Origin of the sequence: Micromonospora sp. NPDC049107 (assembly GCF_040648595.1) — a bacterium.
Lineage (GTDB): Bacteria > Actinomycetota > Actinomycetes > Mycobacteriales > Micromonosporaceae > Micromonospora.
Genome location: NZ_JBEZEC010000013.1, coordinates 69,065 through 90,745 on the forward strand (window position 1 = coordinate 69,065; position 21,681 = coordinate 90,745).

The window sequence follows — 21,681 nt, forward strand, 5'->3', positions numbered from 1 at the left end:
AGATCGCGGAGGTGGTTGGGTGCCGGGCGCGGGGTGTGCGGGTTAGGGCAGGGTGGCCTGGAGGGCCGCGTCCTTGGTCTTGATGAGGTTCTCCAGGTCCTGCTGGTAGGTGGCCATCCGGGTGCGCAGCGTCTCGTCGGACGCGCCGAGGATCCGAACGGCCAGCAGGCCGGCGTTGCGGGCGTTGCCGATCGACACGGTGGCCACCGGAATCCCCGCCGGCATCTGCACGATGGACAGCAGCGAGTCCATGCCGTCGAGGTGCTTCAGCGGCACCGGCACGCCGATCACCGGCAACGGGGTCACCGAGGCGACCATGCCCGGCAGCGCGGCGGCGCCACCGGCACCGGCGATGATCACCTTCAGCCCTCGGTCGGCCGCCTCACGCCCGTAATCGATCATCGCGACCGGGGTCCGGTGTGCCGAGATGACCCGCACCTCGTACGACACCTCGAAGTCGTCGAGCACCTCGGCGGCGGCCCGCATGGTCGGCCAGTCCGAGTCGCTGCCCATGATCAGCCCAACCGTGGTCACCGGAGTCCTCCTTGGTTCGCGGCCACCCGGGTCACTCGTGCCCCACCTGGAGCCAACGCACGGCCCGCGCCGCCCGTGCCCGTACGTCGTCCAGGTCGTCACCGAGCACGGTGACGTGCCCGATCTTGCGACCGGGGCGTACCTGCTTGCCGTAGAGGTGCACCTTCGCCCCCGGCTCGGCGGCGAAGAGGTGGTGCAGCCGCTCGTCGACCGACATCCCGTCCGGTTCGCCGCCGAGGACGTTCGCCGACACGACGACCGGCGCGGTCAGCGCGGTGTCGCCCATCGGGTAGTCCAGCACCGCCCGCACGTGCTGCTCGAACTGCGAGGTCCGGGCACCCTCGATGGTCCAGTGCCCCGAGTTGTGCGGACGCATCGCCAGCTCGTTGACCACGATCGCGGGTCGACCGGCGTCGTCGCGCACCTCGAAGAGTTCCACGGCGAGCAGCCCGACCACACCGAGCGCGGTGGCCAGGTCGATGGCGAGCTGCTGGGCGGAGACTGCCAGCTCCTCGTCGAGACCGGGCGCCGGGGCCAGCACCTCGACGTTGATGCCGTCCCGCTGGACCGTCTCGACCACCGGGTACGCGGCCACCTGGCCGAACGGCGAGCGGGCCACCTGCACGGCGAGTTCGCGGCGCAGCGGCACCCGCTCCTCGACGATCAGCCGGGTGCCACCCGCGAGCAGTGTCGCGGCCAGCTCGGCGGCCTGGGTGGCGTCGTCCACCATCCAGACGCCCCGACCGTCGTAGCCGCCCCGAGCCGCCTTGAGCACCACCGGCCAGCCGACCTGCTCGCCGAACCCGACCAGGTCGGCGGGGTCGCCGACCGGCCGCCAGACCGGGTTGGGCGCACCCAGCTCGGTGAGGCGTTCCCGCATGACCTGCTTGTCCTGGGCGTGCAGCAGCGCGTCCGCCGGCGGGTACAGGGTCACCCCTTCGGCCGCCAGCGTGCGGATGTGCTCGTTGGGCACGTGCTCGTGGTCGAAGGTGACCACGTCGCAGCCCTTGGCGAAGGTGCGCAGGGCGGCCAGGTCGGTGTGGTCCCCGTACTGGACGTCGGCGGCGACCAGCGCCGCGCCGTCGTCGGGGGCGCTCGCGAGCACACGCAGTGACTGGCCGAGGGCGATCGCGGCCTGATGGGTCATCCGGGCCAACTGGCCGCCACCCACCATGCCGACAACAGGCAGACCGGTACGGGAATCCATAGCGCGGCCAGCCTACCGGTGCCCGACTCAGCCCAGCTCGGCGACCAGCTCGTCGACGGAGGTGACCGGCCGCTGGCAGACGAAACCCCGGCAGACGTAAGCGGCGGACCGCCCGTCGACCAACGGCCGGTCGGCGAGCAACGGCACTCCGGGCTGGTCCGGGAGGCCGGCGACCACCACCGCTCCGGGCGGGGCGTACCGGTGGGCGGCGGCCACCAGCGGATCGCCGGCCGGATCGTGGGTCACCACCGCGATCTCGTACGGACCGGACAGCAGCGCCTCGCCGACCGTGGCCGCGTACCCGGCGAAGCGGGCGTGCCGCCCGACGATCGGCGCAACGGTGGCGAGCGCGGCCTCGGCGGCCTCGCGGTAGCGGGTCTGTCCGGTCAGCGCGGCGTACGCGACCAGCCCGGCGACCAGCGCCGACCGCCCCGACGGGGTGGCGTTGTCGGTCGGATCGGCAGGCCGGGCGACCAACCGCTCCGCGTCGTCGGCCGTGTCGTAGTAGGCGCCGCCGGGAGCGGCGAAGCGTTCCAGGGCGGTGTCCAGCAGCTGGCCGGCCAGGGTCAGCCAGCGCCCCTCGCCGGTGAGCTGGTGCAGGGCGCAGAACGCCTCGGCCACGCAGCCGTAGTCCTCCAGCACCCCGGCCGGCTCGCCGACCCTGCCGTCACGGGAGACCCGGCGCAGCCGGCCGTCGACGATGTGCACGCTGGCCAGGTGCTCCGCGGCGTCCCGCATCGCGCCGTCGGCGACGATGGTGACGCCCTCCAACAGGTTGGCGCCCTCGTCCCGCTTCTCCAGGGCCAGCGCGGCGACCTGGAGGAACTCGACGATCGCGGTGATCGCCAGGCCGTTCCACGCGGCCACCACCTTGTCGTCGCGGGCCGGCTGGGGCCGGATGTCGCGGGCCGCGAGCAGTTGCCCGACCACCCCCTGCCAGCGGGTACGGACCTCGGGCGCGGCATCGTCGACGTCCCGCGCGAGCTTGAGCACGCTCGTGCCGTGCTCGAAGGTGCCGTCCTCGGTGACGGCGAACAGGTCGGCGGCGAAACGGCCGTCCTCGTCGCCGAGCGCCTCGACGAGCTGCGCGGGCGTCCAGGCGTAGGTGAGCCCCTCGACGCCGTCGGTGTCGGCGTCCAGCGCGGACGCGAACCCCTCCCCCGGCCGGTGCAGCTCGTCGGCGAGGAACCGGGCGGTGTCCCGGGCGACCCGCCCGGCCAACTGATCGCCGGTCAGCCGCCAGAGCTGCGTGTAGACGCGCAGCAGCAGCGCGTTGTCGTAGAGCATCTTCTCGAAGTGCGGCACCGTCCAGTGCGCGTCCACCGAGTACCGGGCGAAACCGCCGGCGAGCTGGTCGTAGATGCCGCCCCGGGCCATCGCCTCGGCGGTGTGCCGCACGATCTCCAGGCTGCGCGGGTCGCCGGTGCGCTGGTGGTGGCGCAGCAGGAAGAGCAGATTCATGTGCGGTGGAAACTTCGGGGCGCCCCCGAAACCGCCGTTCGTCTCGTCGTACTCACCGGCCAGGTTGCCGGCCGCGGCGTCGAGCAGTGGGCCGTCCAGCGGCGCGGTGGGGCCGCCCACGGCCTGCGCGCCACCGATCGCCTCGACCACGGCGGCGCCCTGGCGCAGCACCTCGTCCCGCTGGTCCCGCCAGGCGGTGGTGACCGACTGGAGCAGACGGGTGAAGTTGGCACGCGGGAAGTAGGTGCCGCAGAAGAACGGGGTGCCGTCTCCGGTGGCGAAGACCGTCATCGGCCAGCCGCCCTGACCGGTCATCGCCTGGGTGGCGGTCATGTAGACGGCGTCGACGTCGGGGCGCTCCTCGCGGTCCACCTTGATCGACACGAAGTTGTCGTTCAAGAGCGCACCGACCTGCTCGTTCTCGAACGACTCGTGCGCCATGACGTGGCACCAGTGGCAGGCCGCGTAGCCCACCGAGATGAGCACCGGCACGTCGCGTCGTTTCGCCTCGGCGAACGCCTCGTCGCACCAGGGCCACCAGTCGACCGGGTTGTCGGCGTGCTGGAGCAGGTACGGGGAGGTCGCGTCGGCGAGTCGATTCACCGTTCCAGCCTCGCACAGAGAGAGGGAGCGCGGTTCGGCTGCGGTGTCGCTATGGTGCTCGGATGTCCGAGACGGGGAATTGGGCGGAGCCCACGGTCATCCGGACGGGCTGCTGCGAGGGGGCGCGCTGGCGACTCGAACTGCCCGGCCCGGACAACACCCGCGACCAGAACCGACTCGCCGGACTCGCGATGAACCCGGCCGCCCCGACCGACGTCCTGCTCGCCCTGGTTCGGGACGGCGGTCGGCTGCCACGGCTCGTCCTCGCCGAGCGCCTGCAAGGGAACTCGCCGCTGGCGCAGGAGATTCCTGACGTCGTCGCGGCGCTGGTGGCGGTGACGGTCGAGACCGGCGACCCGCATCTGTTGCAGCGCCTCATCTTCGAGGGCGACTTCCCGCTCGACGCGATCGCGGCCTTCCGCGCCTCGTCCGATCACCGGCTGCGGTCCGAGGTTCCCTGGCTGAAGGCGTGCCCACCGGAGACCGTGGCCGCCCTCGCCGACGATCCCCACCCCGAGGTGCGACGAAATGTCGCTCTCCTCAGCAATGTCAGCCCGGAAATCCAGGCCAAGCTGGCCCGCGACCCCGACCCGGCCGTACGCGATGGGATCGGCCAACGCGAGTTCTCAGCCGAGATCGCCGAGATCCTGGCGCACGACGAGGTCCCCGCCATCCGGGCGTACGCGATCGAACAGGCCGGCGACTGGCTGGGCGAGGAGTTGGCCGCCAGCCCCGACCCGGAGGCCCGCGCGGCGGCCGCCCAGTGGGGACGCCTGTCCCCGGCGGCGATGGTGGCGCTGGCCGGCGATCCGGTCGTCGCCGTCCGCCGCGCGCTGACCTGGTCGGAGCACGTCTCCGGCCCCCTGCTGGCGGTTCTCGCCCGGGACAGCGATCCCGAGGTCCGCCGGGCGGTTGCGCGGCACTCCGCCACGTCGACGGAGACCCTGACGACGCTGACCCGCGATGCCGACGAGACGGTGGCCCGGACGGCCGTCGAACGGTTCACGAAGGACAGCTTCCGGCCGCGGCCCAGCCTGGAGCGGTTGGAGGCAGTTGCCGAACGGCTCTCCGTCGAGCAACTCCAGGACCTGCTCGGCAGGTGGAAGTCGGGTTGCGAGCCCGGTCCGAGGCCGTGGCCGGTTGAAGACGCGAAGGAAGCGCTCCAGACCCTCCTGACGCAGTGCGCGGGGTCCCGATCAGCACGCGTACGCGCTGCCGCCGCCGCGAACTGGTCGCTGTCGGAGGAGACCGCCGCTCTCCTGGCCCAGGATCGCAGCCCCATGGTCCGCCGCCGGCTCGCCCGGCACTGCGCCTATCCCGAGATCCTGCGCCGGCTCGCCGAGACGCCCGTCCGGGGCATCGGCGCGGCGCTGGCGACCAACTGGCGGACCCCGCCCGACGTGCTAAGCCGGCTGCCCGTCAAGCCCCATCTTCTGGCACAGAACTGGAGCGCGTCGGGCGAGCTGCTGGCCCGGCTGCTCGACGGTGCAGACCACGTCACCCGGCTCGCCATCGCCGAGCACCGGAACACCCGACCGGAGGCGTTGGCGGAGCTGGCCCGAGGCGACGTCGAACGGGACGTGCTGCGGGCGGCCTGCGCCCATCCGGCGCTGCCGGTGTCGGTCATGTGGGAGCTACTGCATCGGTCCGCTTGACGGGAGCGCCGAGCGGTCAGGAGGCGCCGTCGGCGCGCAGCCGGAAGACGTTCGACTCGGCCGAGTCGCGCAGCGTCCCCAGCACCGCACCGATCTTGTCGGCCGGCATCGGCTTGAAAAAGTGGTAGCCCTGGGCGGACGTGCAGCCCAGCTCGGCCAGGGCCAGGCGCTGTTCGGCCGTCTCCACGCCCTCCGCGACCACCCGCAGCCCCAACTCGTGGGCGAGCCCGACGGTGGTCCGGACGATCGCCGCGGCCTCCGGCGAGTCGGCCATCCGGATCACGAAGGAGCGGTCCACCTTCAACTCGTCCACGGCGATCCGGGTCAGGAACGTCAACGAGGAGAAGCCGGTGCCGAAGTCGTCCACCGCGAGCTGTACGCCCATCGACCGGAGGTTGGCGAGCACCTCGTCGATGATCTCCAGCTCGCTCATCACCACCGTTTCGGTGATCTCCAGGACCAGCCGGCGGGGTGGCACCTGGTGGCGGCGCAGCGCGTCGCCGATCTCCGCCGGGAGGCGGGGGTCGAGCAGGCTACGCGCGGACAGGTTGACCGAGATCGGGACGTCCAGCCCCTCGCGGGCCCACCCGGCGGCCACCCCGAGCGCCTTGTCGAGCACGTACCGGGTGAACGTGCCGAGCTGTTCGCTGTTCTCCACCGGGCGGATGAAGTCGGCCGGGCCCAGCCAGCCGCGCCGGGGGTGCTGCCAGCGGATCAGCGCCTCCACCCCGGTGGGCGCGCCGGTCGCCAGGTCGACCGCCGGCTGCAACGCCAACACCAACTGGTCGTCGACCTTCAGCGCCTCGCGCAGTTCGGCGAGCAGGGCGAGCTGGTCGGTGCTGGCCGCGTCCCGGGTGCTGTCGTAGGCGGCGACGCTGCCGCCACCCTCCTTGGCCTGGTACATGGCGATGTCCGCGCGGCGCAGCAGCTCGGTCAGATCGGCGGTGCCGGCGTCGGCCACGACCACGCCCACCGAGACCTCGATGGACATCCGCACCCCGGCCACCTCGGTCGGCGCGGCCAGCCGCTCGGCGATCTCACGAGCCTGACGCAGCGCGTGTGCCATCGGCGCGGCCCGGTCACCCAGCACGGGAACCGAGGTGAGCAGCAGCGCGAACTCGTCGCCGCCGAGCCGGCCGAGCAGGTCACCCGGGCGGGCCAACGCGCTGAGCCGATTGGCCGTCAGCCGCAGCAACTGGTCGCCGGCCGCGTGCCCGAGGGTGTCGTTGACCTCTTTGAACTGGTTGATGTCCAACAGCAGGAGGGCCACCGGGTGGTCGTGTGCGAGCTGCCGCAACGACTGGTCGCCCTTGCCGAGCATGGCCGTACGGTTCGCCAGCCCGGTGAGCGCGTCGTGCACCGCCTCGTACGACGATCGGGCGGTGACCAGGCGCAGCTCGCGGTGGGTCGCGGCGTCGTGCAGCGCGGCGGCGAGCGCGTCACCGAACGCGGCCACCGCGTCCCGTTCGCGGGTCGTGGGCGGGGCGGAGCGGGGGAACCGGACCCGGAGCCGACCGACCGGCACGGCGCCCACCGACAGGGGGCGAACCAACTCGTACTCGTCGGGCTCCGACTTGTCGGGCGGGCCGACCTCCCGGTCGAGCAACTGGCCCCCGGCGTCCCCCCGGTAGCGACGCCACCTGCCGTCGGGCCGGGCCACCTCGACATCGACCAACTCGGCGTTGAACAGCGCCAGCGCGCCCGTCACCGCCGCGCTGGCGACGCCCCGCTCGTCGAGCTGGTTGAGAGCGGCGGTGGCCTCGGCGAAGGCGCGCCACGTCCGACGTTCCTGGTCCGCCCGCAGGCGGTAACGGTAGGTCTGTTGCAGCAGCCAGAGCAGCGGCGGGAGCAGCAGCAACCAGCGCGGGTCCAGCTCCAGCAGCGCGATCACGACCAGGCCGACCGCCACGTTGCCGACGAACATCAGCAACTTGCCGCGCAGCGCGGCCAGCAGCGGCGGCCCGATCGGCAGCCCGTGCCGCAGGCTCAGGCTCACCGCGCCGAGCCAACCCGTCACCATCAGGTACGTCACCGACCCGGCGATCACGGCAAGCGCCAGCACCGGAGTGGGCGGGGTGAGCAGGGGGTGCCCCAACGCGGTGGTGACGGACACGGCCAGCGCCGACGCGGCGGCCAGCGACGCGGCGATCCGGACGATCTCCAGCGGCGGGCGGCGGTCGCTGTGCAGGGACAACCCCGTCCAGGCCAGCCCGGCGCCGATCAGCGTGGCCGACGGCAGCCAGCCGGCCGGAGCGAGATAGAGGCAGACGATCAGGGCCGCTTCACCCCAGGTGATGCTGACCATGCCGGCGGTCCCGCGGAACCGGAGCCGGGCGAGTTGGGCCAGGGCCAGGACACCGACCGCGATGCCGAAGCGGGCCGGACCACCCAGCGGGTCGTCGGCCGGCAGCCCGGACGGAAGCGTCAACCCGACCACGGCGGCGACCAGCGCGGTCAGCGTCACCGCGACCGTCAGCACGCGCAGCCGGACCGGCATGCCGTGCACCCCGAGCCGGTCGAACGGGTCGCCGGCCGGAGCGGAGGTCATCGACCTTCCCCGTCAGCCGACCGACCAACGGTACGGCGGGCAGCCGGTGCTGTGCTGGCCATCGGCGCCCCCTCCCGCGCACGTCTCGGGGACTTTTGGTCCCCCGGCGGAAGGCTAAGCCAAACCGGGTGGTCGCAACAGGGGTCCGCCACCCGGTTCGGCGTGAATCACGCGCGGACTACCCGTTCCGCTGCTGCTGGTGCCCATTGGGAGCGTGCGTGGATGAATCATGCGCGCCGGTCCCGTCTGTCGGATCGACGACTGAAGCGTCGGCCCTGGTCGGATCGACCGCCGGCCCCGGCTGCGGGAACCGGTCGGGCAGACGCCGCAGTCGGGCGTTCATGTTGCGGATCAGCAGGATGGTGGCGGTAGCCAGCAGCAGGATGAGGAGGAGGCCCATCGGGCCGGCCAGACCACCCGTGCGGGTGTCCCCGAAGTTGTTCTCCGCGAGCACCTGGGCAGCGGTCAGCATGGTCGTCCTCCGATGTGCGATTGCCTACCAGGGTAGCCCTGGCCGGGATCAGCGCGCGTGCGCCGTCTCCCGCACTCCGGCGAAGAGGTCGGACTCGGGCAGCGGGCTCTCCACCATGGTGCGTACCAGCTCGAAATCCTCCGTCGGCCAGGCCTGCTGCTGCATCTCCATGGGCACGTGGAACCAGAAGCCGTCCGGGTCGACCTGGGTGGCGTGGGCGCGCAACGCGTCGTCCCGCACGGGGAAGTATTCGGCGCAGTCGACCCGGGTGGTGATCCGTGGGCCCTTGTCCGGACGCTCGTCCCAGCGCTTGAGCCAGTCCTCGTACGGCGACTCGGCGCCCGTGGCCAGCACCGCCTCGTGCAGCGCCATGATCTTGGCCTTGGAGAAGCCGATGTCGTAGTAGAGCTTCAGCGGCTGCCAGGGGGCGCCCAGCTCGGGGTAGCGCTCCGCATCACCGGCGGCCTCGAAGGCGGCCACGCTCACCTTGTGGCACATGATGTGGTCGGGGTGGGGGTAGCCACCCTCCTCGTCGTACGTGGTCACCACGTGCGGACGGAACTCCCGCATCAGCCGGACCAGCGGGCCGGCGGCCACCTCGACGTCCTGGAGGGCGAAGCAGCCCTCGGGGAGCGGCGGCAGCGGGTCGCCCTCGGGCAGGCCGCTGTCGACGAACCCGAGCCAGGCCTGGTCGACGCCGAGGATCGCCCGCGCGGCGTCCATCTCGGCCCGCCGGATGTCCGCGATGTTGGCCCAGACGTCGGGCCGGTCGAGCTTGGGATTGAGCACGCTGCCGCGCTCACCGCCGGTGCACGTCACCACCAGCACGTCGACCCCCTGGGCGACGTACTTCGCCATCGTCGCCGCACCCTTGCTCGACTCGTCGTCCGGGTGCGCGTGGACGGCCATGAGACGCAGCTGCTCTGCCAACTTACGGCGCTCCTCGTCTGTGTCGGCCGGTGGACCCGACCGGGCTCGACCGGCTGACCTGCCAGGAACCTCCCCCGCCCCGCCGCCGGTCGGCACCTGCGGGACCCGACCTGCCGTTCCTGGCATTCGGCCGGGCTGGGAGGATGGACTCCTGCCATTCTTGCCGATGCCGCCGACAACAACGCCAGGAGATACCCGCCGGTGACCGAGACGCACGCCACAATTTCACCGGGCGCGCCGGTCTTCCCGGCCGGGCGCTACGGCCGACGCCGGGCACCCGGCGGAGGCCGGCGTCGTACGCTGCTGGCCGCCCTGGTGCTCCTGGTGCTGGTGGTGGGGCTGAGCCTGATCTCACTGCGGCTCTACCGGCAGTACGGCGACCCGGTCTACGACGCCCAGGTGATCACGTACACCGACATCACGGACAACCAGGTGGTGGTCGACTTCCGGGTACGTGTGCCGGAGGGCGGCTCGGCCGTCTGCGTCCTGCGCGCCCGGGACCGCGCCGGCGTCGAGGTGGGCCGCGACGAGGTCACGGTGACCGCCGGCCCGGGTGAGCGGCACGTCAGCGCCCGGCACCGGCTGAACACCAGCGCCCGACCGTTCATCGGCGAGGTGCTGCGCTGCCGAGCGCCGTCCTGAACTGCGGAGACATCACCCGGTAACGGCCGTCGCCCGGCATCGAGCGCGGGTGCCGGATCCGGACACCGGCGGTGATCGCCGACACGCTGTGTCGTACCGCACTGGTAACTTGGTAGTTCACCTGTCAGCCAGCCACGCACAACCGAGGAGAACGCCTGTGTCCACTGGCAACGAGGCGCCCGCCACCTGGCTGTCCCAGGACGCGTACGACCGCCTCCAGGCCGAGCTCGACGAGCACATCGCCAACCGGCCGGCGATCGCGGCCGAGATCAACGCCCGCCGCGAAGAGGGCGACCTGCGGGAGAACGGCGGCTACCACGCCGCCCGTGAGGAGCAGGGCAAGGCTGAGGGTCGCATCCGCTACCTGCAGGAGCTGCTGCGCACCGCCAAGGTCGGCGCCGCGCCGACGGCCGACGCGGTGTCACCCGGCATGGTGGTGACGATCTACTTCGACGACGACACCGACGACACCGAGACCTTCCTGCTCGGCTCGCGGGAGATCGCCGCCACTACCGACCTGACGGTCTACAGCCCCGAGTCGGCCCTGGGCAAGGCGATCCTGGGTGGTCGCGCCGGTCAGACCTGCACCTACACGGCACCGAGTGGCGCCGACATCAAGGTGACCGTGGTCAGCTTCGAGCCGTTCTCCGGCTGAGCGGCAACCCCCCTACGGTGTAACGCCGCCGGGGCGTGGCACCGCCTGTCACGCCTCGGCGGCGAACACCACCTGATAGCCACTGGCCCGCAGCGCGCTGATCAACGTGTCGGAGTGCTCCACACCACGGGTCTCCACCGACAGCGCCACCTCCACCTCGCCGAGGCCGAGGTGCGGGTTGGCCCGCTGGTGTTCCACGTCCACCACGTTGGCCCGGTGCTCGGCGATCTGACTGAGCAGTGACGCGAGCTGCCCGGGCCGATCCGAACAGCGCACGGTCACCCGCAGGTAGCGGCCGGCCGCGGCGAGACCGTGCTCGATCACCCGCATCATCAGCAGGGGGTCGATGTTGCCGCCGGAGAGGACCGCCACCACCGGCGTCTCCACCTCCACCACGCCGGCCAGGAGCGCGGCCACGCCGACCGCCCCGGCCGGTTCGACGACCTGCTTGCCCCGCTCCAGCAGCATCAGCAGGGCCCGCGAGATGTCCTCCTCGGAGACCGTGACGATCTCGTCGACGAGCTTGCGGACATGGTTGAAGGTGATCTCCCCCGGCCGTCCGACCGCGATGCCGTCCGCGATGGTGGCGAACGCCGGCAGCCGGACCGGCTCTCCGGCCACCAGGGAGGGCGGGAAGGCCGCCGCGCCCGCCGCCTGCACCCCGATGATGCGTACGTCCGGGCGGAGCGCCTTGGCGGCCACCGCCATGCCCGAGATCAGGCCGCCGCCGCCCACGCCCGTGATGATCGTCCGCACGTCGGGACACTGTTCGAGGATCTCCAACGCCACCGTGCCCTGCCCGGCGATCACGTCCCGGTGGTCGAACGGGTGGATGAGCACCGCACCGGTCCGCTCGGCGTACGTCTGTGCGGCCACCAGCGACTCGTCGACGGTGTTGCCGGCCAGCTCGACCTGCGCGCCGTACCCCTTGGTGGCGGCGACCTTCGGCAGCGGCGCGTTGACCGGCATGAAGACCGTCGCGTGCGTGCCGACCAACCCGGCGGCGAGCGCGACGCCCTGGGCGTGGTTACCGGCGCTCGCCGCGACCACGCCACGCGCACGCTCCGCCGCCGACAGCCGGGAGATCCGCACGTACGCGCCGCGCACCTTGTACGAGCCGGCGCGCTGCACGTTCTCGCACTTGAGCCACGTCGGCCCGCCCAGTGCCGCGCTCAGCGGCCGGGAGGGCTCCAGCGGGGTGGTCCGGACGACGTCGGCGAGCAGTTTCCGCGCAGCCCGTACGTCGTCGAGGCCGACCAGTTCCGTCATGCCCCGATCGTGCCATCCGGGCCCGGCGGCCTCGGCGGCGACACCGGGGTACGCGACGCGACCACCCGCGTCGACGGTCCTCGGACGCCCCGATCGCCCGACTTGCGGGCCGCCCCCGCGTTGATCCACTCCAGATCGCCGACGTGGGGCTGTCGGGTCGCCCGGACAGCGCCACATCGGCGATCTGGAGTGGATCACGACCTGGGCGCGGCCCCCGGCGTCTCCGAGGGCGCCACGGCCGCCGGGGACGCCACGGCCGCCGAGGGCGCCACGGCCGCCGAGGGCGCCACGGCCGCCGGGGCCGCCGGGGCGGGCTGGCCTGCCGACGTGACCGGGGCCGGCGGCCAGGCTTGTGCTGGCCAGACCGGGGCGGTCGGCCACGCCGGGGCGGCGCGGGCGATCCGGGCCTCCTGGGCGGCGGAGATCCGGTGGATCAGCAGGATCAGCGTCACCGCCGCGACCGCGCAGCCCAGCGCCGGCAGGGCGTTGCGAAGCAACGAGTCCCGGTAGTGGTCGACGTACGCCTGGTAGCCGGCGTCGTTGAACGGGGTCTCCGGCAGCTTCGCGTACGCCCTGTCGTCGAGGCGGCTGCTCAGCCGCTCGCCGATGCTGAACACCAGCCAGGAGCACCACCAGAGGCTCACGAGGGTGGGCGTGAACCGCCGCCAGAGGCTGTCCCGAGCGATGCTCGCCACGACCCGGGCCGGCACCACGAAGTTCGCGAACGGCACCAGCCAGCCGGCGATCGCCCAGCCCGCCCCGAGGGTGGGCAGTGCGCCGGGGAAGGCGTCGGTGTTCTTGCGCGCCCGCCAGGTCCAGATGATCACCAGCACCGCGGCGGTGAGGTAGACGACGGCCATGGTCAGCGCCACCAGGACGTTGATGATCACCACACCGAGGAGCAGGTCCGGGTCGTCGTTGGCCATGGCCCGCCGGGCCAGCGCCATCCCGATCAGCGGGGACAGCGCCACCACCAGGTAGAGCACGGCGGTCGCGCCGACGGCGACGCTGGCCGCCAGCCCGATCCCCCGTACGCGGTAGGTCGGCAGCCCCGGCGTGACCGCCGGCTGGCCGAGCGGCGTGTAGCAACGCGGGCATTCGTTGTGCTCGGAGGACGTGGCGTCTCCGCAGGTCTGGCAGCGCATTGGTGTCCCCCGTGGTTCGCGCGATGGTGCGCGCACACGCTAGACGATCATGCGCTGGCCGGCGACCCCGTTCCGACGAGGGGATAGCCGGGCGCGTGGCGCACCCACGGGGCGGTCATCTCGAACTGACCGGCCACGCCGAGCAGCAGCAGCTCCGAGCCGGGCGGACCGACGATCTGCACGGCGACCGGCAGGCCGTCCGGGCGGCGTCCCACCGGTACGACGATCGCCGGCAGGCCGGCGACGTTCCACGGCGCGGCGTACGGGGCGTACCTGATGTTGGCCGACAGGTTCGCCCGCCAGGACCGCTCCGACCAGCGGCCGGCCTCCGGCGGCGCGCTCGCCAGGGCGGGCGTGAGCAGCAGGTCGACGGAGTGGTCGGTGAAGAAGTCGACGGACCGCTGCCGCCAGGCGACCCGGTCGGCCTCCCGGACGTAGCCGCGCCGCTGTGCCCACTCGCCCAGCGCGACGTGCCGCCGGGTACGGCGTTGCAGACCGCGCCGGTCCAGCCCGGCGGCCCGGACGTCGGCGGCTGCCGCGGCGAACCAGGTGGCGAGGCCCTGCAGGCCCAGGGCCGTGGGGTAGACCGGATCGGCCGGCACGGTGTCGTGGCCGGCGGCGGCGAGCAGCCGGCCGGCCGCGGCCACCGCGTCCCGGTTGGGCGCGTCCGGCGAGACTCCGCGTACCGGAGAGCGCAGCGAGACACCGACGCGCAGCCGTTGCGGCGGGACCAGCTTCTCCGGGCGTCGGCCGGCGAGCACCGAGAAGCCGACGGCGGCGTCGGCGACCGTGCTGGCAAGCATCCCGTGCTCGGTGAGACCGAACCAGTCGTCCGCGCCGAGCTGGCAGGGCACCACACCGCGGCCGGGTTTGAGGCCGACCAGGCCGCAGCAGGCCGCCGGGATGCGGATCGAGCCGAGGCCGTCGTTGCCGTGCGCGATCGGCACCAGGCCGGCGGCGACCGCGGCGGCCGCGCCGCCCGAGGAACCGCCGGGGGTACGCGTGCTGTCCCACGGGTTGCGCGTCACCGCGCTGTCGTCGTCGGTGAGCGCCCAGAGTCCCAGCTCCGGCATCCGGGTGACCCCGAGGATCACCGCGCCGGCGCCCCGCAGCCGCCGGACGACCTCGTGGTCGGCCTCCGCGACCTCGGTCCGCGCGGCGGCCGACCCGTTCCAGGTGGGCAGGCCCGCGACCGGGGTGTTCTCCTTGACGGCCACCGGCACCCCGGCCAGGGGGAGGTTGGCCAGGTCCTCCTGCTCGTCGACCTTCTCCGCCTCGGTGATCGCCTCGCCGCCGCGAACGGCGCGGAACGCGGCCAGTTCGCGGTCGGCCGAGGCGATGTACTCGAGGTGGTCGGCAACGACCTGGGTGGCCGAGACGTCACCCCGCCGTACGCCCCGGGCGATCTGCTTGGCGGTCGCCCCGACCCAGGTCGCCATGATGTCCTGCACGGCCGTCCTCCCCAGCGGTCAGCCCAGCGCCTGCTCCAGATCGGCGAGCAGGTCGTCGACCGTCTCGATGCCGACAGACAGTCGCACGAGATCGCCGGGAACTTCAAGCGGCGAGCCGGCAGCACTTGCATGTGTCATCCGACCCGGGTGTTCGATCAGCGATTCGACGCCGCCCAGCGACTCGGCGAGCACGAAGAGCTTGGCCCGGTTGCAGATCTCGACGGCGTGGTCCTCGCCGCCGGCGGCCCGGAACGAGATCATGCCGCCGAACCGGCGCATCTGCTTGGCCGCCACCTCGTGACCAGGGTGCGAAGGCAGCCCGGGGTAGATCACCTCGGACACCTTGGCGTGCCCGTCGAGGTAGGCGGCGAGGCGCTCGGCGTTGTCGCAGTGCCGGTCCATGCGTACCCCGAGGGTCTTGATGCCGCGCAGGGTGAGCCACGCGTCGAACGGGCCGTTGATCGCGCCCATCGCGTTCTGGTGGTAGCGCAGCTCCTCGCCGAGCGCGGCGTCGGCGACGACGAGCGCGCCACCGACCACGTCGGAGTGCCCGCCGATGTACTTGGTGGTGGAGTGCACCACCACGTCCGCGCCGAAGGCGATCGGCTGCTGAAGGTACGGCGAGGCGAAGGTGTTGTCGACCACCAGCAGCGCGCCGGCGTCGTGCGCCACACCGGCCAGGACGGCGATGTCGGCGATGCCGAGCAGCGGGTTCGTCGGCGTCTCCACCCAGATGATCTTCGTCCGTCCGGGCTGCACGGCGGCCCGGACCGCGGCCGGGTCGGAGACCTTGGCCGGCGTGAACTCCAGCCCCCAGCGCTGGGCCACCCGGGCGAAGAGCCGGTAGGTGCCGCCGTACGCGTCGTCCGGAATGATCACGTGGTCGCCCGGCTGGCACACCGCCCGCAGCAGGGTGTCCTCGGCGGCCAGGCCACTGGCGAAGGCGAGACCCACCGGCCCGCTCTCCAACGCGGCCAGGCACTCCTGGAGGGCGTCGCGGGTCGGGTTGCCGGAGCGGCTGTACTCGTAGCCGAGCCGAGGCGCGCCGACGGCGTCCTGGGCGTACGTGCTGGTCTGGTAGATCGGCGGGATCACCGCGCCGGTCCGGGCCTCGGGGTCCTGACCGGCGTGAATGGCGAGCGTCTCGAAGCCGTGACTCATTCTGGTGAGGCTAGTGCCCCGTCCCGGCGACCCGGCACGGAACCCGCGCCCCGGGCGGGGGCCGGACCCATCCGGTCCGACCCCACGCTCCGGTTCAGCGTCGGGAACGGCCCTCAGGCGGCCGGGACGGGCAGGACGTGCAGGGTGACCGGGTGGTTTCCGGTCCAGTCGTAGGAGACCGCGTAGAGCCGGGCGCCGTTCGGGGCCCAGGCCAGCGCGCCGGGGCTGAGCTCGTCGCCCAGCTCGAAGTGGGCCAGCTCGGCGCCGCCCGTGGAGAAGACGAACACGTCCGGGTCGTAGGAGGCGTCCGCGCCGCCGGCGATCCGGGTGCCGTCGCGCGAGACCTCGACCGCATTGGGGTACGCGCCGGTGCGGAAGGTCGCCGACGGGGTGGTGATGTCGGCGAACGGGAACGCCTGCACCTCGTACGGGGCGCCGGACGCGGTGAACACGGTCGCGCCGGTCGGGTCGAGGGCGATGTCGCGCAGGTTGCTGCCAATCGCCATGAACTCGTTGGTGCCCGGCGCGCTCAGCGCACCACCGGTGCCGATCGTGTACGTGTATACCGACGCGGGGCTCAGGCCGGGCTGCCCGGCCAACAGCACCGAACGGTTCTGGCTGGCGGCGGTCAGCAGCGGAGCGCCGTAGAAGCCGCTACCGGTGTCCAGACCCGTGGTCACCCGCGCCGGCTGGCGGCCCAGGTCGATCCGGCCGATGTTGCCGTCCCAGCCTCCGCAGCCGTACCCGAACCACAGGTACCGCCCGGTCAGCGCCAGCGACGACGGGCACTCGCCCGCGCCGGTGTCGTACCGGGCCGACTCGACGAGCGTGCCGGTGTCGAAGGCGGCGATGGCATTAGCGGTCGGCAGCGCCACGTAGAGGGTCTGCCGGTCGGCGCTGAGCAACAGGTCGGTCGGACCGGGCAGGCCGGACAGGGTGCCCACGACCGCACCCGTCGCGCTGGCCACCACGACGTCGGTCGAGGACGGCCCGCCGCTGACGAAGACCCGGTCACCGGCCGAGACCACGTCGGCCACCGCCGGCAACGACAGCGGGGTGGCCGTCGGCGCGGGTGCGGCCTGGGCGGGGCCCGGGAGACCGGCGGTGAGCAACCCGGCGGCCAGTACGGCCAGTGCCAGGGTCGTGCCTCTCTTGCTGTGCACGTGCGTTCCCCCCATGTTCTTGATCCAGACCCGTAAATGAGTACCACAGTCGATGCGTACGTGGGGGGCACGTCAGCGCAGATCGGCGCTATAGCCTGGCGCGATGGACGGGTGCGTGTTCTGCGGGATCGTGTCGGGTGACGTTCCGGCGTTCCGGGTCGCCGACGAGCCGGACGGGGTGGCGTTCCTGGACACCCGCCCGGTCTTCGCGGGGCACGTGCTGGTGGTGCCCCGGACGCACCTGGTGACCCTGGCCGAATTGCCGGCCGACCTGCTACCCGGCTACTTCGCGCTGGTCCAGCGGCTGGCCGTGGCGGTGGAGGCCGGCCTGGGGGCCGGTGGGACGTTCGTGGCGATGAACAACCGGGTGTCCCAGTCCGTCCCCCATCTGCACACCCACGTGGTCCCCCGCACCAAGGGTGACGGGCTGCGTGGCTTCTTCTGGCCGCGCACCCGGTACAGCGACGACGCCGAGGCACAGACCTACGCCGACCGGATCGCCACCGCCCTCGACGGCGGGGCCTGAGTCACAGTGGCGCGGGTAAGGAAGCAGAACCCACCGGTGTTACACGCTGGGAGACGCATGAGAGGAGTCCCACCGTGTTCCTGCGCCGTATGAACGCCGAGATGATCACGCCCGAGCAGGCCCTGCCGGGCCGCCCGATCTCGATGCCGGTCGCCGACCGCCACGAGGTTCTGGGCACCCCGCTGAAGGGTCCGTTCCCGGAGGGCCTCCAGGTGGCCGTCTTCGGCATGGGCTGCTTCTGGGGCGCCGAGCGGCTGTTCTGGACGCTGCCCGGCGTGTACACGACCTCCGCCGGCTACGCGGGCGGCTTCACCACCAACCCGACGTACGAGGAGACGTGTTCCGGCCGCACCGGGCACGCCGAGGTCGTCCAGGTGGTGTACGACCCCAGCAAGATCACGTACGAGGACCTGCTGAAGGTCTTCTGGGAGAACCACGACCCGACCCAGGGCATGCGCCAGGGCAACGACGTGGGCACCCAGTACCGGTCGGCGATCTACACGACCACCGACGAGCAGCGGGCCATCGCGGAGTCGTCGCGGGACGCCTTCCAGCCGATCGTGACCCGGGCCGGCAAGGGTGAGATCACCACCGAGATCGCCCCGCTCGGCAGCTACTTCTTCGCCGAGGACTACCACCAGCAGTACCTGGCGCCGACCAAGAACCCGAACGGGTACTGCAACCACGGCCCGAACGGCCTGAGCTGCCCGGTCGGCGTGGCCCGTACCGCCGGCTGACCCACCTGCGTGAACGCGATGCCCGGCTGCCGACGAGGCGGCCGGGCATTCCCGTTTGGCCCTGTGATCGAAATCCGTTGCCGAGCCCGGCGGGAACTCGATAACGTGGCCGTACACGTGAAAGGAGGTGGTCCAGACTTGTATAGCAATCGGACTCGTGAGGTGGCTGTCCGCTAGCCGCTGTCCTCGACAGTGATCGTCCGCCGCGAGGCGGGCAACCAGTACGACCGTCGAGACCGTGTGGCAGCGGTGCGGCGAAAACCACGACAGCCACCCGACCCCCGGGGTGCCGGCTTAGTCCAGCCGGCCCACGCGACAGCGTGGAGCGCCCCGGGGGTCGCTTCATCTCGGTGGGAGATCAGCGTGTCGATGCGCGAGCTGGTGATTCTCGGGACGGCCAGCCAGACCCCCACCCGGCAGCGCAACCACAACGGTTACGTGCTGCGCTGGGACGACGAGGTGATCCTCTTCGACCCGGGCGAGGGCAGTCAGCGCCAACTCCTGCACACCACCGTCACCGCCAGCGACCTGACCCGGATCTGCGTCACGCACTTCCACGGCGACCACTGCCTCGGTCTGCCCGGCACGATCCAGCGGCTCTCACTGGACCGGGTCCCGCACCCGGTCGCCGTGCACTTCCCGGCCGGCGGCGCCGAGTACTTCGCCCGGCTGCGGCACGCCACCTCCTTCTACGAGAGCGCCGAGCTGGCGGTAACGCCGATCGAGACCGACGGGCAGCGGATCGCCCTGCGCTGCGGGACGCTGGAGGCCCGCCGGCTGCGACACCCCATCGAGACGTACGGCTATCGGCTCGTCGAGCCGGACGGCTGCCGGATGCTGCCGGAGAAGCTGGCCGCGTACGGCATCGCCGGCCCGGCCGTCGGCGAGCTGATCCGCGTCGGCCACCTGGACCTCGACGGGCGTCGCGTCACCCGGGACGAGGTGAGCGAGCCCCGACCGGGGCAGCGATTCGCCTTCGTGATGGACACCGGCCTCTGCGACGGCGTGTACGCCCTGGCCGAGCACGCCGACCTGCTGGTCATCGAGTCGACGTTCCTGGAGTCGGAGGCCGCGCTGGCCGCCGAGGTCGGCCACCTGACCGCGGCCCAGGCCGCGCGGGTGGCGACCGAGTCGGGGGTACGCACGCTGGTGCTGACGCACTTCTCCCAGCGCTATCCCGACCCGCGCCGGTTCCATGACGAGGCTCGCGCGCACTTCGACGGCGATCTGGTTGTCGCCGAGGATCTGACCACCGTGCAGGTCCCGCCGCGCCGGGTAGCCTCGGCCGGGTGACTGTCACGCTCCGCCCCGCCACCGATCACGACCTGATGGGGGTCGGTGCCCTGCACCAACGGTCCCGGGTCGCCGCGTACTCCTCGTTCCTGCCGGCCGAGGCGCTGGCCAAACCGACCGGGGAGGCGATGGGACGGTACTGGGTCGAGCGGTGGAGCTGGGAGCGTGACACCCACCGGCTGATCGTGGCGGAACGCGTCGGCGGGCTCGTCGGGTTCAGCTACCTGGGGCCGGACGACGAGGACGATCCGACGACCGGGCTGCTCAACGCGATCCACCTGGACCCGGCCGAGCAGGGGCGGGGCACCGGCCGCGCGTTGATGGTGGACGCGCTCGACGCCATGCGTGACCGCGGTTGGCGTCGCGCGGTGCTCTGGGTGCTGCGGGAGAACGCCCACGCCCGCGCGTTCTATGAGCGCGGCGGCTGGACCCCGACGGGGGCCGAACGCGAAGAGAAGATGGGCACGGCCCCCACAACCCAACTCCGCTACACCCGCACCCTCTAACCCCTCCCCCTCCCCTCCCCGGCCCCACCTCCCCCGGCCCCCACCTCCCCCGGCCCCCGCCTCCCCCGGCCCCCGCCTCCCCCGGCCCCCGCCTCCCCCGGCCCCCGCCTCCCCCGGCCCCCGCCTCCCCCGGCCCCCGCCTCCCCCGGCCTCCACCTCCCCCGTCGATCATGGACTTGTGGTGGGCAATTTAGGCATTTCTGCCCCCTTTGCTCACCACCACAAGTCCATGATCGACGCGGTGGGGTGGGTGCGGTGGGTGGGTGGGTGGGTGGGGTGGGCGGTTAGTGGGCGCCCAGGTGGGACAGGAGGTCCTGGCGGGTCAGGACGCCCTTGGGCTTGCCGTCGACCAGGACCAGGGCGGCGTCGGACTTCTCCAGCAGGCCCACGGCCTCGCTGACCGGCTGGCCGCCACCGATCATCGGCAGCGGGTCACCCATGTGCCGCTCGATGGTGTCGTGCAGGTGAGCCTGGCCGGTGAACAGCGCGTCGAGCAGGTCCCGCTCGGCGATCGAGCCGGCGACCTCGCCGGTCACGACGGGCGGCTCGGCCTTGAGCACCGGCAACTGCGAGACGCTGTACTCACGCATGTAGTCGATCGCGTCGCGGACCGTCTCGGTCGGGTGCACGTGCACCAACTCGGGCAGCCCGCCCGGCTTGCTGGCCAGCGCGTCGGCCACGGTGGGCTCGGCGCCGGAGTTGTCGAGGAAGCCGTACCGGGCCATCCACGAGTCGTTGAAGATCTTCGAAAGGTAGCCCCGGCCGCCATCGGGCAGCAGCACCACCACGACGTCGTCCGGGGCAGCCCTGCGCGCCACCTCCAGCGCGGCCACCACTGCCATCCCGCAGGAGCCGCCGACCAGCAGCCCCTCCTCGCGGGCCAGCCGCCGGGTCATCTCGAACGACGCCTTGTCGGACACCTCGATGATCTCGTCGGCGACGCCCCGGTCGTACGTCTCGGGCCAGAAGTCCTCGCCGACGCCCTCCACCAGGTACGGCCGGCCGGTGCCGCCGGAGTAGACCGAACCCTCCGGGTCGGCGCCCACGATCTTCACCCGGCCGTCGGAGGCCTCCTTGAGGTACCGGCCGATGCCGGAGATCGTGCCGCCGGTGCCGACGCCCGCCACGAAGTGGGTGAGCCCGCCCTCGGTCTGCTTCCACAGCTCCGGGCCGGTGGTCTCGTAGTGCGAGCGCGGGTTCGCCGGGTTGCTGTACTGGTCGGGCTTCCACGCGCCGGGAATCTCGCGGGTCAGTCGGTCCGAGACGTTGTAGTACGAGCGCGGGTCCTCCGGGGCGACCGCCGTCGGGCAGACCACCACCTCGGCGCCGTACGCCCGCAGCACGTCCTGCTTGTCCTGGCTGACCTTGTCGGGGCAGACGAAGACGCACCGGTAGCCCTTGAGCTGCGCCACCAGGGCCAACCCGACGCCGGTGTTGCCGCTGGTCGGCTCGACGATGGTGCCGCCGGGCTTGAGCAGACCGGCCGCCTCGGCGTCCTCGACCATGCGCAGCGCGATGCGGTCCTTCACCGAGCCGCCCGGGTTGACGTACTCCACCTTGGCGAGCACGGTGGCCTGGATGCCCTCGGTGACGCTCCGCAGGCGGACCAGCGGAGTGTTGCCGATCATGTCGACGACGTTGTCGTAGTACTGCACGGTGTGCCCTTCGTTGCGGCGCCGGCGACGGCGGCCGGGCAGACGTATCCTCGCCGCCCAGCGTACGT

19 protein-coding genes are annotated in these 21,681 nt (G+C 72.4%); 7 read left to right on the forward strand and 12 right to left on the reverse strand.

Annotated features, from left to right (window positions below):
- Positions 1-42 precede the first annotated feature (42 nt).
- The 3 genes from purE to AB0B55_RS28095 are packed head-to-tail and all read right to left on the reverse strand — an operon-like array spanning position 43 to position 3,805.
- Complete coding sequence (gene purE, locus AB0B55_RS28085) at positions 43-534, reverse strand: 5-(carboxyamino)imidazole ribonucleotide mutase (protein WP_357130028.1); 492 nt, start codon at positions 532-534, stop codon at positions 43-45.
- A gap of 31 nt (positions 535-565) precedes the next feature.
- Positions 566-1,741 carry a 5-(carboxyamino)imidazole ribonucleotide synthase gene (locus tag AB0B55_RS28090; RefSeq protein WP_357130032.1) on the reverse strand — a complete coding sequence of 392 codons (1,176 nt, stop codon included), beginning with the start codon at positions 1,739-1,741 and terminating at the stop codon, positions 566-568.
- Between the two features lie 27 nt (positions 1,742-1,768).
- Complete coding sequence (locus AB0B55_RS28095) at positions 1,769-3,805, reverse strand: thioredoxin domain-containing protein (RefSeq protein WP_357174913.1); 2,037 nt, start codon at positions 3,803-3,805, stop codon at positions 1,769-1,771.
- Between the two features lie 62 nt (positions 3,806-3,867).
- Here AB0B55_RS28095 and AB0B55_RS28100 point away from each other — a divergent pair, with 62 nt between their 5' ends.
- Positions 3,868-5,460 carry a hypothetical protein gene (locus tag AB0B55_RS28100; RefSeq protein WP_357174916.1) on the forward strand — a complete coding sequence of 531 codons (1,593 nt, stop codon included), beginning with the start codon at positions 3,868-3,870 and terminating at the stop codon, positions 5,458-5,460.
- Positions 5,461-5,476: 16 nt separating this feature from the next.
- Here the strand turns inward: AB0B55_RS28100 and AB0B55_RS28105 are convergent, their stop codons facing one another.
- The 3 genes from AB0B55_RS28105 to mca all read right to left on the reverse strand — a co-directional run bounded on the left by AB0B55_RS28105 (position 5,477) and on the right by mca (position 9,410).
- On the reverse strand, positions 5,477-7,957 hold the full coding sequence (locus tag AB0B55_RS28105) for a bifunctional diguanylate cyclase/phosphodiesterase (RefSeq protein ID WP_357130404.1): 2,481 nt from the start codon (positions 7,955-7,957) through the stop codon (positions 5,477-5,479).
- A gap of 229 nt (positions 7,958-8,186) precedes the next feature.
- Positions 8,187-8,480 carry a hypothetical protein gene (locus tag AB0B55_RS28110; protein WP_357130041.1) on the reverse strand — a complete coding sequence of 98 codons (294 nt, stop codon included), beginning with the start codon at positions 8,478-8,480 and terminating at the stop codon, positions 8,187-8,189.
- A gap of 48 nt (positions 8,481-8,528) precedes the next feature.
- A complete protein-coding gene (gene mca / locus AB0B55_RS28115) occupies positions 8,529-9,410 on the reverse strand; it encodes a mycothiol conjugate amidase Mca (RefSeq protein ID WP_357174919.1) in 882 nt (293 codons plus the stop codon).
- Between the two features lie 201 nt (positions 9,411-9,611).
- On the opposite strand from mca, the gene AB0B55_RS28120 reads away from it, so the two are divergent.
- Positions 9,612-10,052 carry a DUF4307 domain-containing protein gene (locus AB0B55_RS28120; RefSeq protein ID WP_357174922.1) on the forward strand — a complete coding sequence of 147 codons (441 nt, stop codon included), beginning with the start codon at positions 9,612-9,614 and terminating at the stop codon, positions 10,050-10,052.
- A gap of 157 nt (positions 10,053-10,209) precedes the next feature.
- Positions 10,210-10,707 carry a transcription elongation factor GreA gene (gene greA, locus AB0B55_RS28125; RefSeq protein ID WP_355048818.1) on the forward strand — a complete coding sequence of 166 codons (498 nt, stop codon included), beginning with the start codon at positions 10,210-10,212 and terminating at the stop codon, positions 10,705-10,707.
- Positions 10,708-10,755: 48 nt separating this feature from the next.
- Here greA and ilvA read toward each other — a convergent pair whose 3' ends face one another.
- The 5 genes from ilvA to AB0B55_RS28150 form a co-directional block, all read right to left on the reverse strand.
- On the reverse strand, positions 10,756-11,976 hold the full coding sequence (gene ilvA, locus AB0B55_RS28130; RefSeq protein ID WP_357174925.1) for a threonine ammonia-lyase: 1,221 nt from the start codon (positions 11,974-11,976) through the stop codon (positions 10,756-10,758).
- 194 nt (positions 11,977-12,170) lie between these two features.
- Positions 12,171-13,121 carry a DUF4328 domain-containing protein gene (locus AB0B55_RS28135; protein ID WP_357174928.1) on the reverse strand — a complete coding sequence of 317 codons (951 nt, stop codon included), beginning with the start codon at positions 13,119-13,121 and terminating at the stop codon, positions 12,171-12,173.
- A 47-nt stretch (positions 13,122-13,168) separates the two neighbouring features.
- Positions 13,169-14,560 carry an amidase family protein gene (locus AB0B55_RS28140; RefSeq protein ID WP_357130407.1) on the reverse strand — a complete coding sequence of 464 codons (1,392 nt, stop codon included), beginning with the start codon at positions 14,558-14,560 and terminating at the stop codon, positions 13,169-13,171.
- Between the two features lie 30 nt (positions 14,561-14,590).
- Entirely contained in the window at positions 14,591-15,733 is a 1,143-nt protein-coding gene (locus tag AB0B55_RS28145) for a cystathionine gamma-synthase (RefSeq protein ID WP_357130057.1), read from the reverse strand.
- 113 nt (positions 15,734-15,846) lie between these two features.
- Positions 15,847-16,896 (reverse strand): hypothetical protein, encoded by a 1,050-nt coding sequence (locus AB0B55_RS28150; RefSeq protein ID WP_357174931.1) that lies wholly within the window; start codon positions 16,894-16,896, stop codon positions 15,847-15,849.
- Between the two features lie 103 nt (positions 16,897-16,999).
- Between AB0B55_RS28150 and AB0B55_RS28155 the strand changes: the two genes are divergently transcribed.
- The 4 genes from AB0B55_RS28155 to AB0B55_RS28170 all read left to right on the forward strand — a co-directional run bounded on the left by AB0B55_RS28155 (position 17,000) and on the right by AB0B55_RS28170 (position 19,958).
- Positions 17,000-17,422 carry an HIT family protein gene (locus AB0B55_RS28155; protein ID WP_357130063.1) on the forward strand — a complete coding sequence of 141 codons (423 nt, stop codon included), beginning with the start codon at positions 17,000-17,002 and terminating at the stop codon, positions 17,420-17,422.
- A 74-nt stretch (positions 17,423-17,496) separates the two neighbouring features.
- Complete coding sequence (gene msrA, locus AB0B55_RS28160; protein WP_357130066.1) at positions 17,497-18,159, forward strand: peptide-methionine (S)-S-oxide reductase MsrA; 663 nt, start codon at positions 17,497-17,499, stop codon at positions 18,157-18,159.
- A 363-nt stretch (positions 18,160-18,522) separates the two neighbouring features.
- A complete protein-coding gene (locus AB0B55_RS28165) occupies positions 18,523-19,452 on the forward strand; it encodes a ribonuclease Z (protein WP_357174934.1) in 930 nt (309 codons plus the stop codon).
- Positions 19,449-19,958, forward strand: a complete 510-nt coding sequence (locus AB0B55_RS28170; RefSeq protein ID WP_357130072.1) for a GNAT family N-acetyltransferase — start codon at positions 19,449-19,451, stop codon at positions 19,956-19,958. Before AB0B55_RS28165 ends, AB0B55_RS28170 begins: the two co-directional genes overlap by 4 nt.
- A gap of 284 nt (positions 19,959-20,242) precedes the next feature.
- On the opposite strand, the gene AB0B55_RS28175 is transcribed toward AB0B55_RS28170, so the two are convergent.
- Positions 20,243-21,613 (reverse strand): cystathionine beta-synthase, encoded by a 1,371-nt coding sequence (locus tag AB0B55_RS28175; RefSeq protein WP_357174937.1) that lies wholly within the window; start codon positions 21,611-21,613, stop codon positions 20,243-20,245.
- Positions 21,614-21,681: the final 68 nt, after the last annotated feature.

Bases quoted from the DNA above. Each gene is read 5' to 3' on its own strand.
- AB0B55_RS28090 (WP_357130032.1), bottom strand. From the start codon at position 1,741: ATGGATTCCCGTACCGGTCTGCCTGTTGTCGGCATGGTGGGTGGCGGC.
- AB0B55_RS28100 (WP_357174916.1), top strand. From the start codon at position 3,868: ATGTCCGAGACGGGGAATTGGGCGGAGCCCACGGTCATCCGGACGGGC.
- AB0B55_RS28105 (WP_357130404.1), bottom strand. From the start codon at position 7,957: ATGCCGGTCCGGCTGCGCGTGCTGACGGTCGCGGTGACGCTGACCGCG.
- AB0B55_RS28110 (WP_357130041.1), bottom strand. From the start codon at position 8,480: ATGCTGACCGCTGCCCAGGTGCTCGCGGAGAACAACTTCGGGGACACC.
- ilvA (WP_357174925.1), bottom strand. From the start codon at position 11,976: ATGACGGAACTGGTCGGCCTCGACGACGTACGGGCTGCGCGGAAACTG.
- AB0B55_RS28135 (WP_357174928.1), bottom strand. From the start codon at position 13,121: ATGCGCTGCCAGACCTGCGGAGACGCCACGTCCTCCGAGCACAACGAA.
- AB0B55_RS28140 (WP_357130407.1), bottom strand. From the start codon at position 14,560: ATGGCGACCTGGGTCGGGGCGACCGCCAAGCAGATCGCCCGGGGCGTA.
- AB0B55_RS28145 (WP_357130057.1), bottom strand. From the start codon at position 15,733: ATGAGTCACGGCTTCGAGACGCTCGCCATTCACGCCGGTCAGGACCCC.
- AB0B55_RS28155 (WP_357130063.1), top strand. From the start codon at position 17,000: ATGGACGGGTGCGTGTTCTGCGGGATCGTGTCGGGTGACGTTCCGGCG.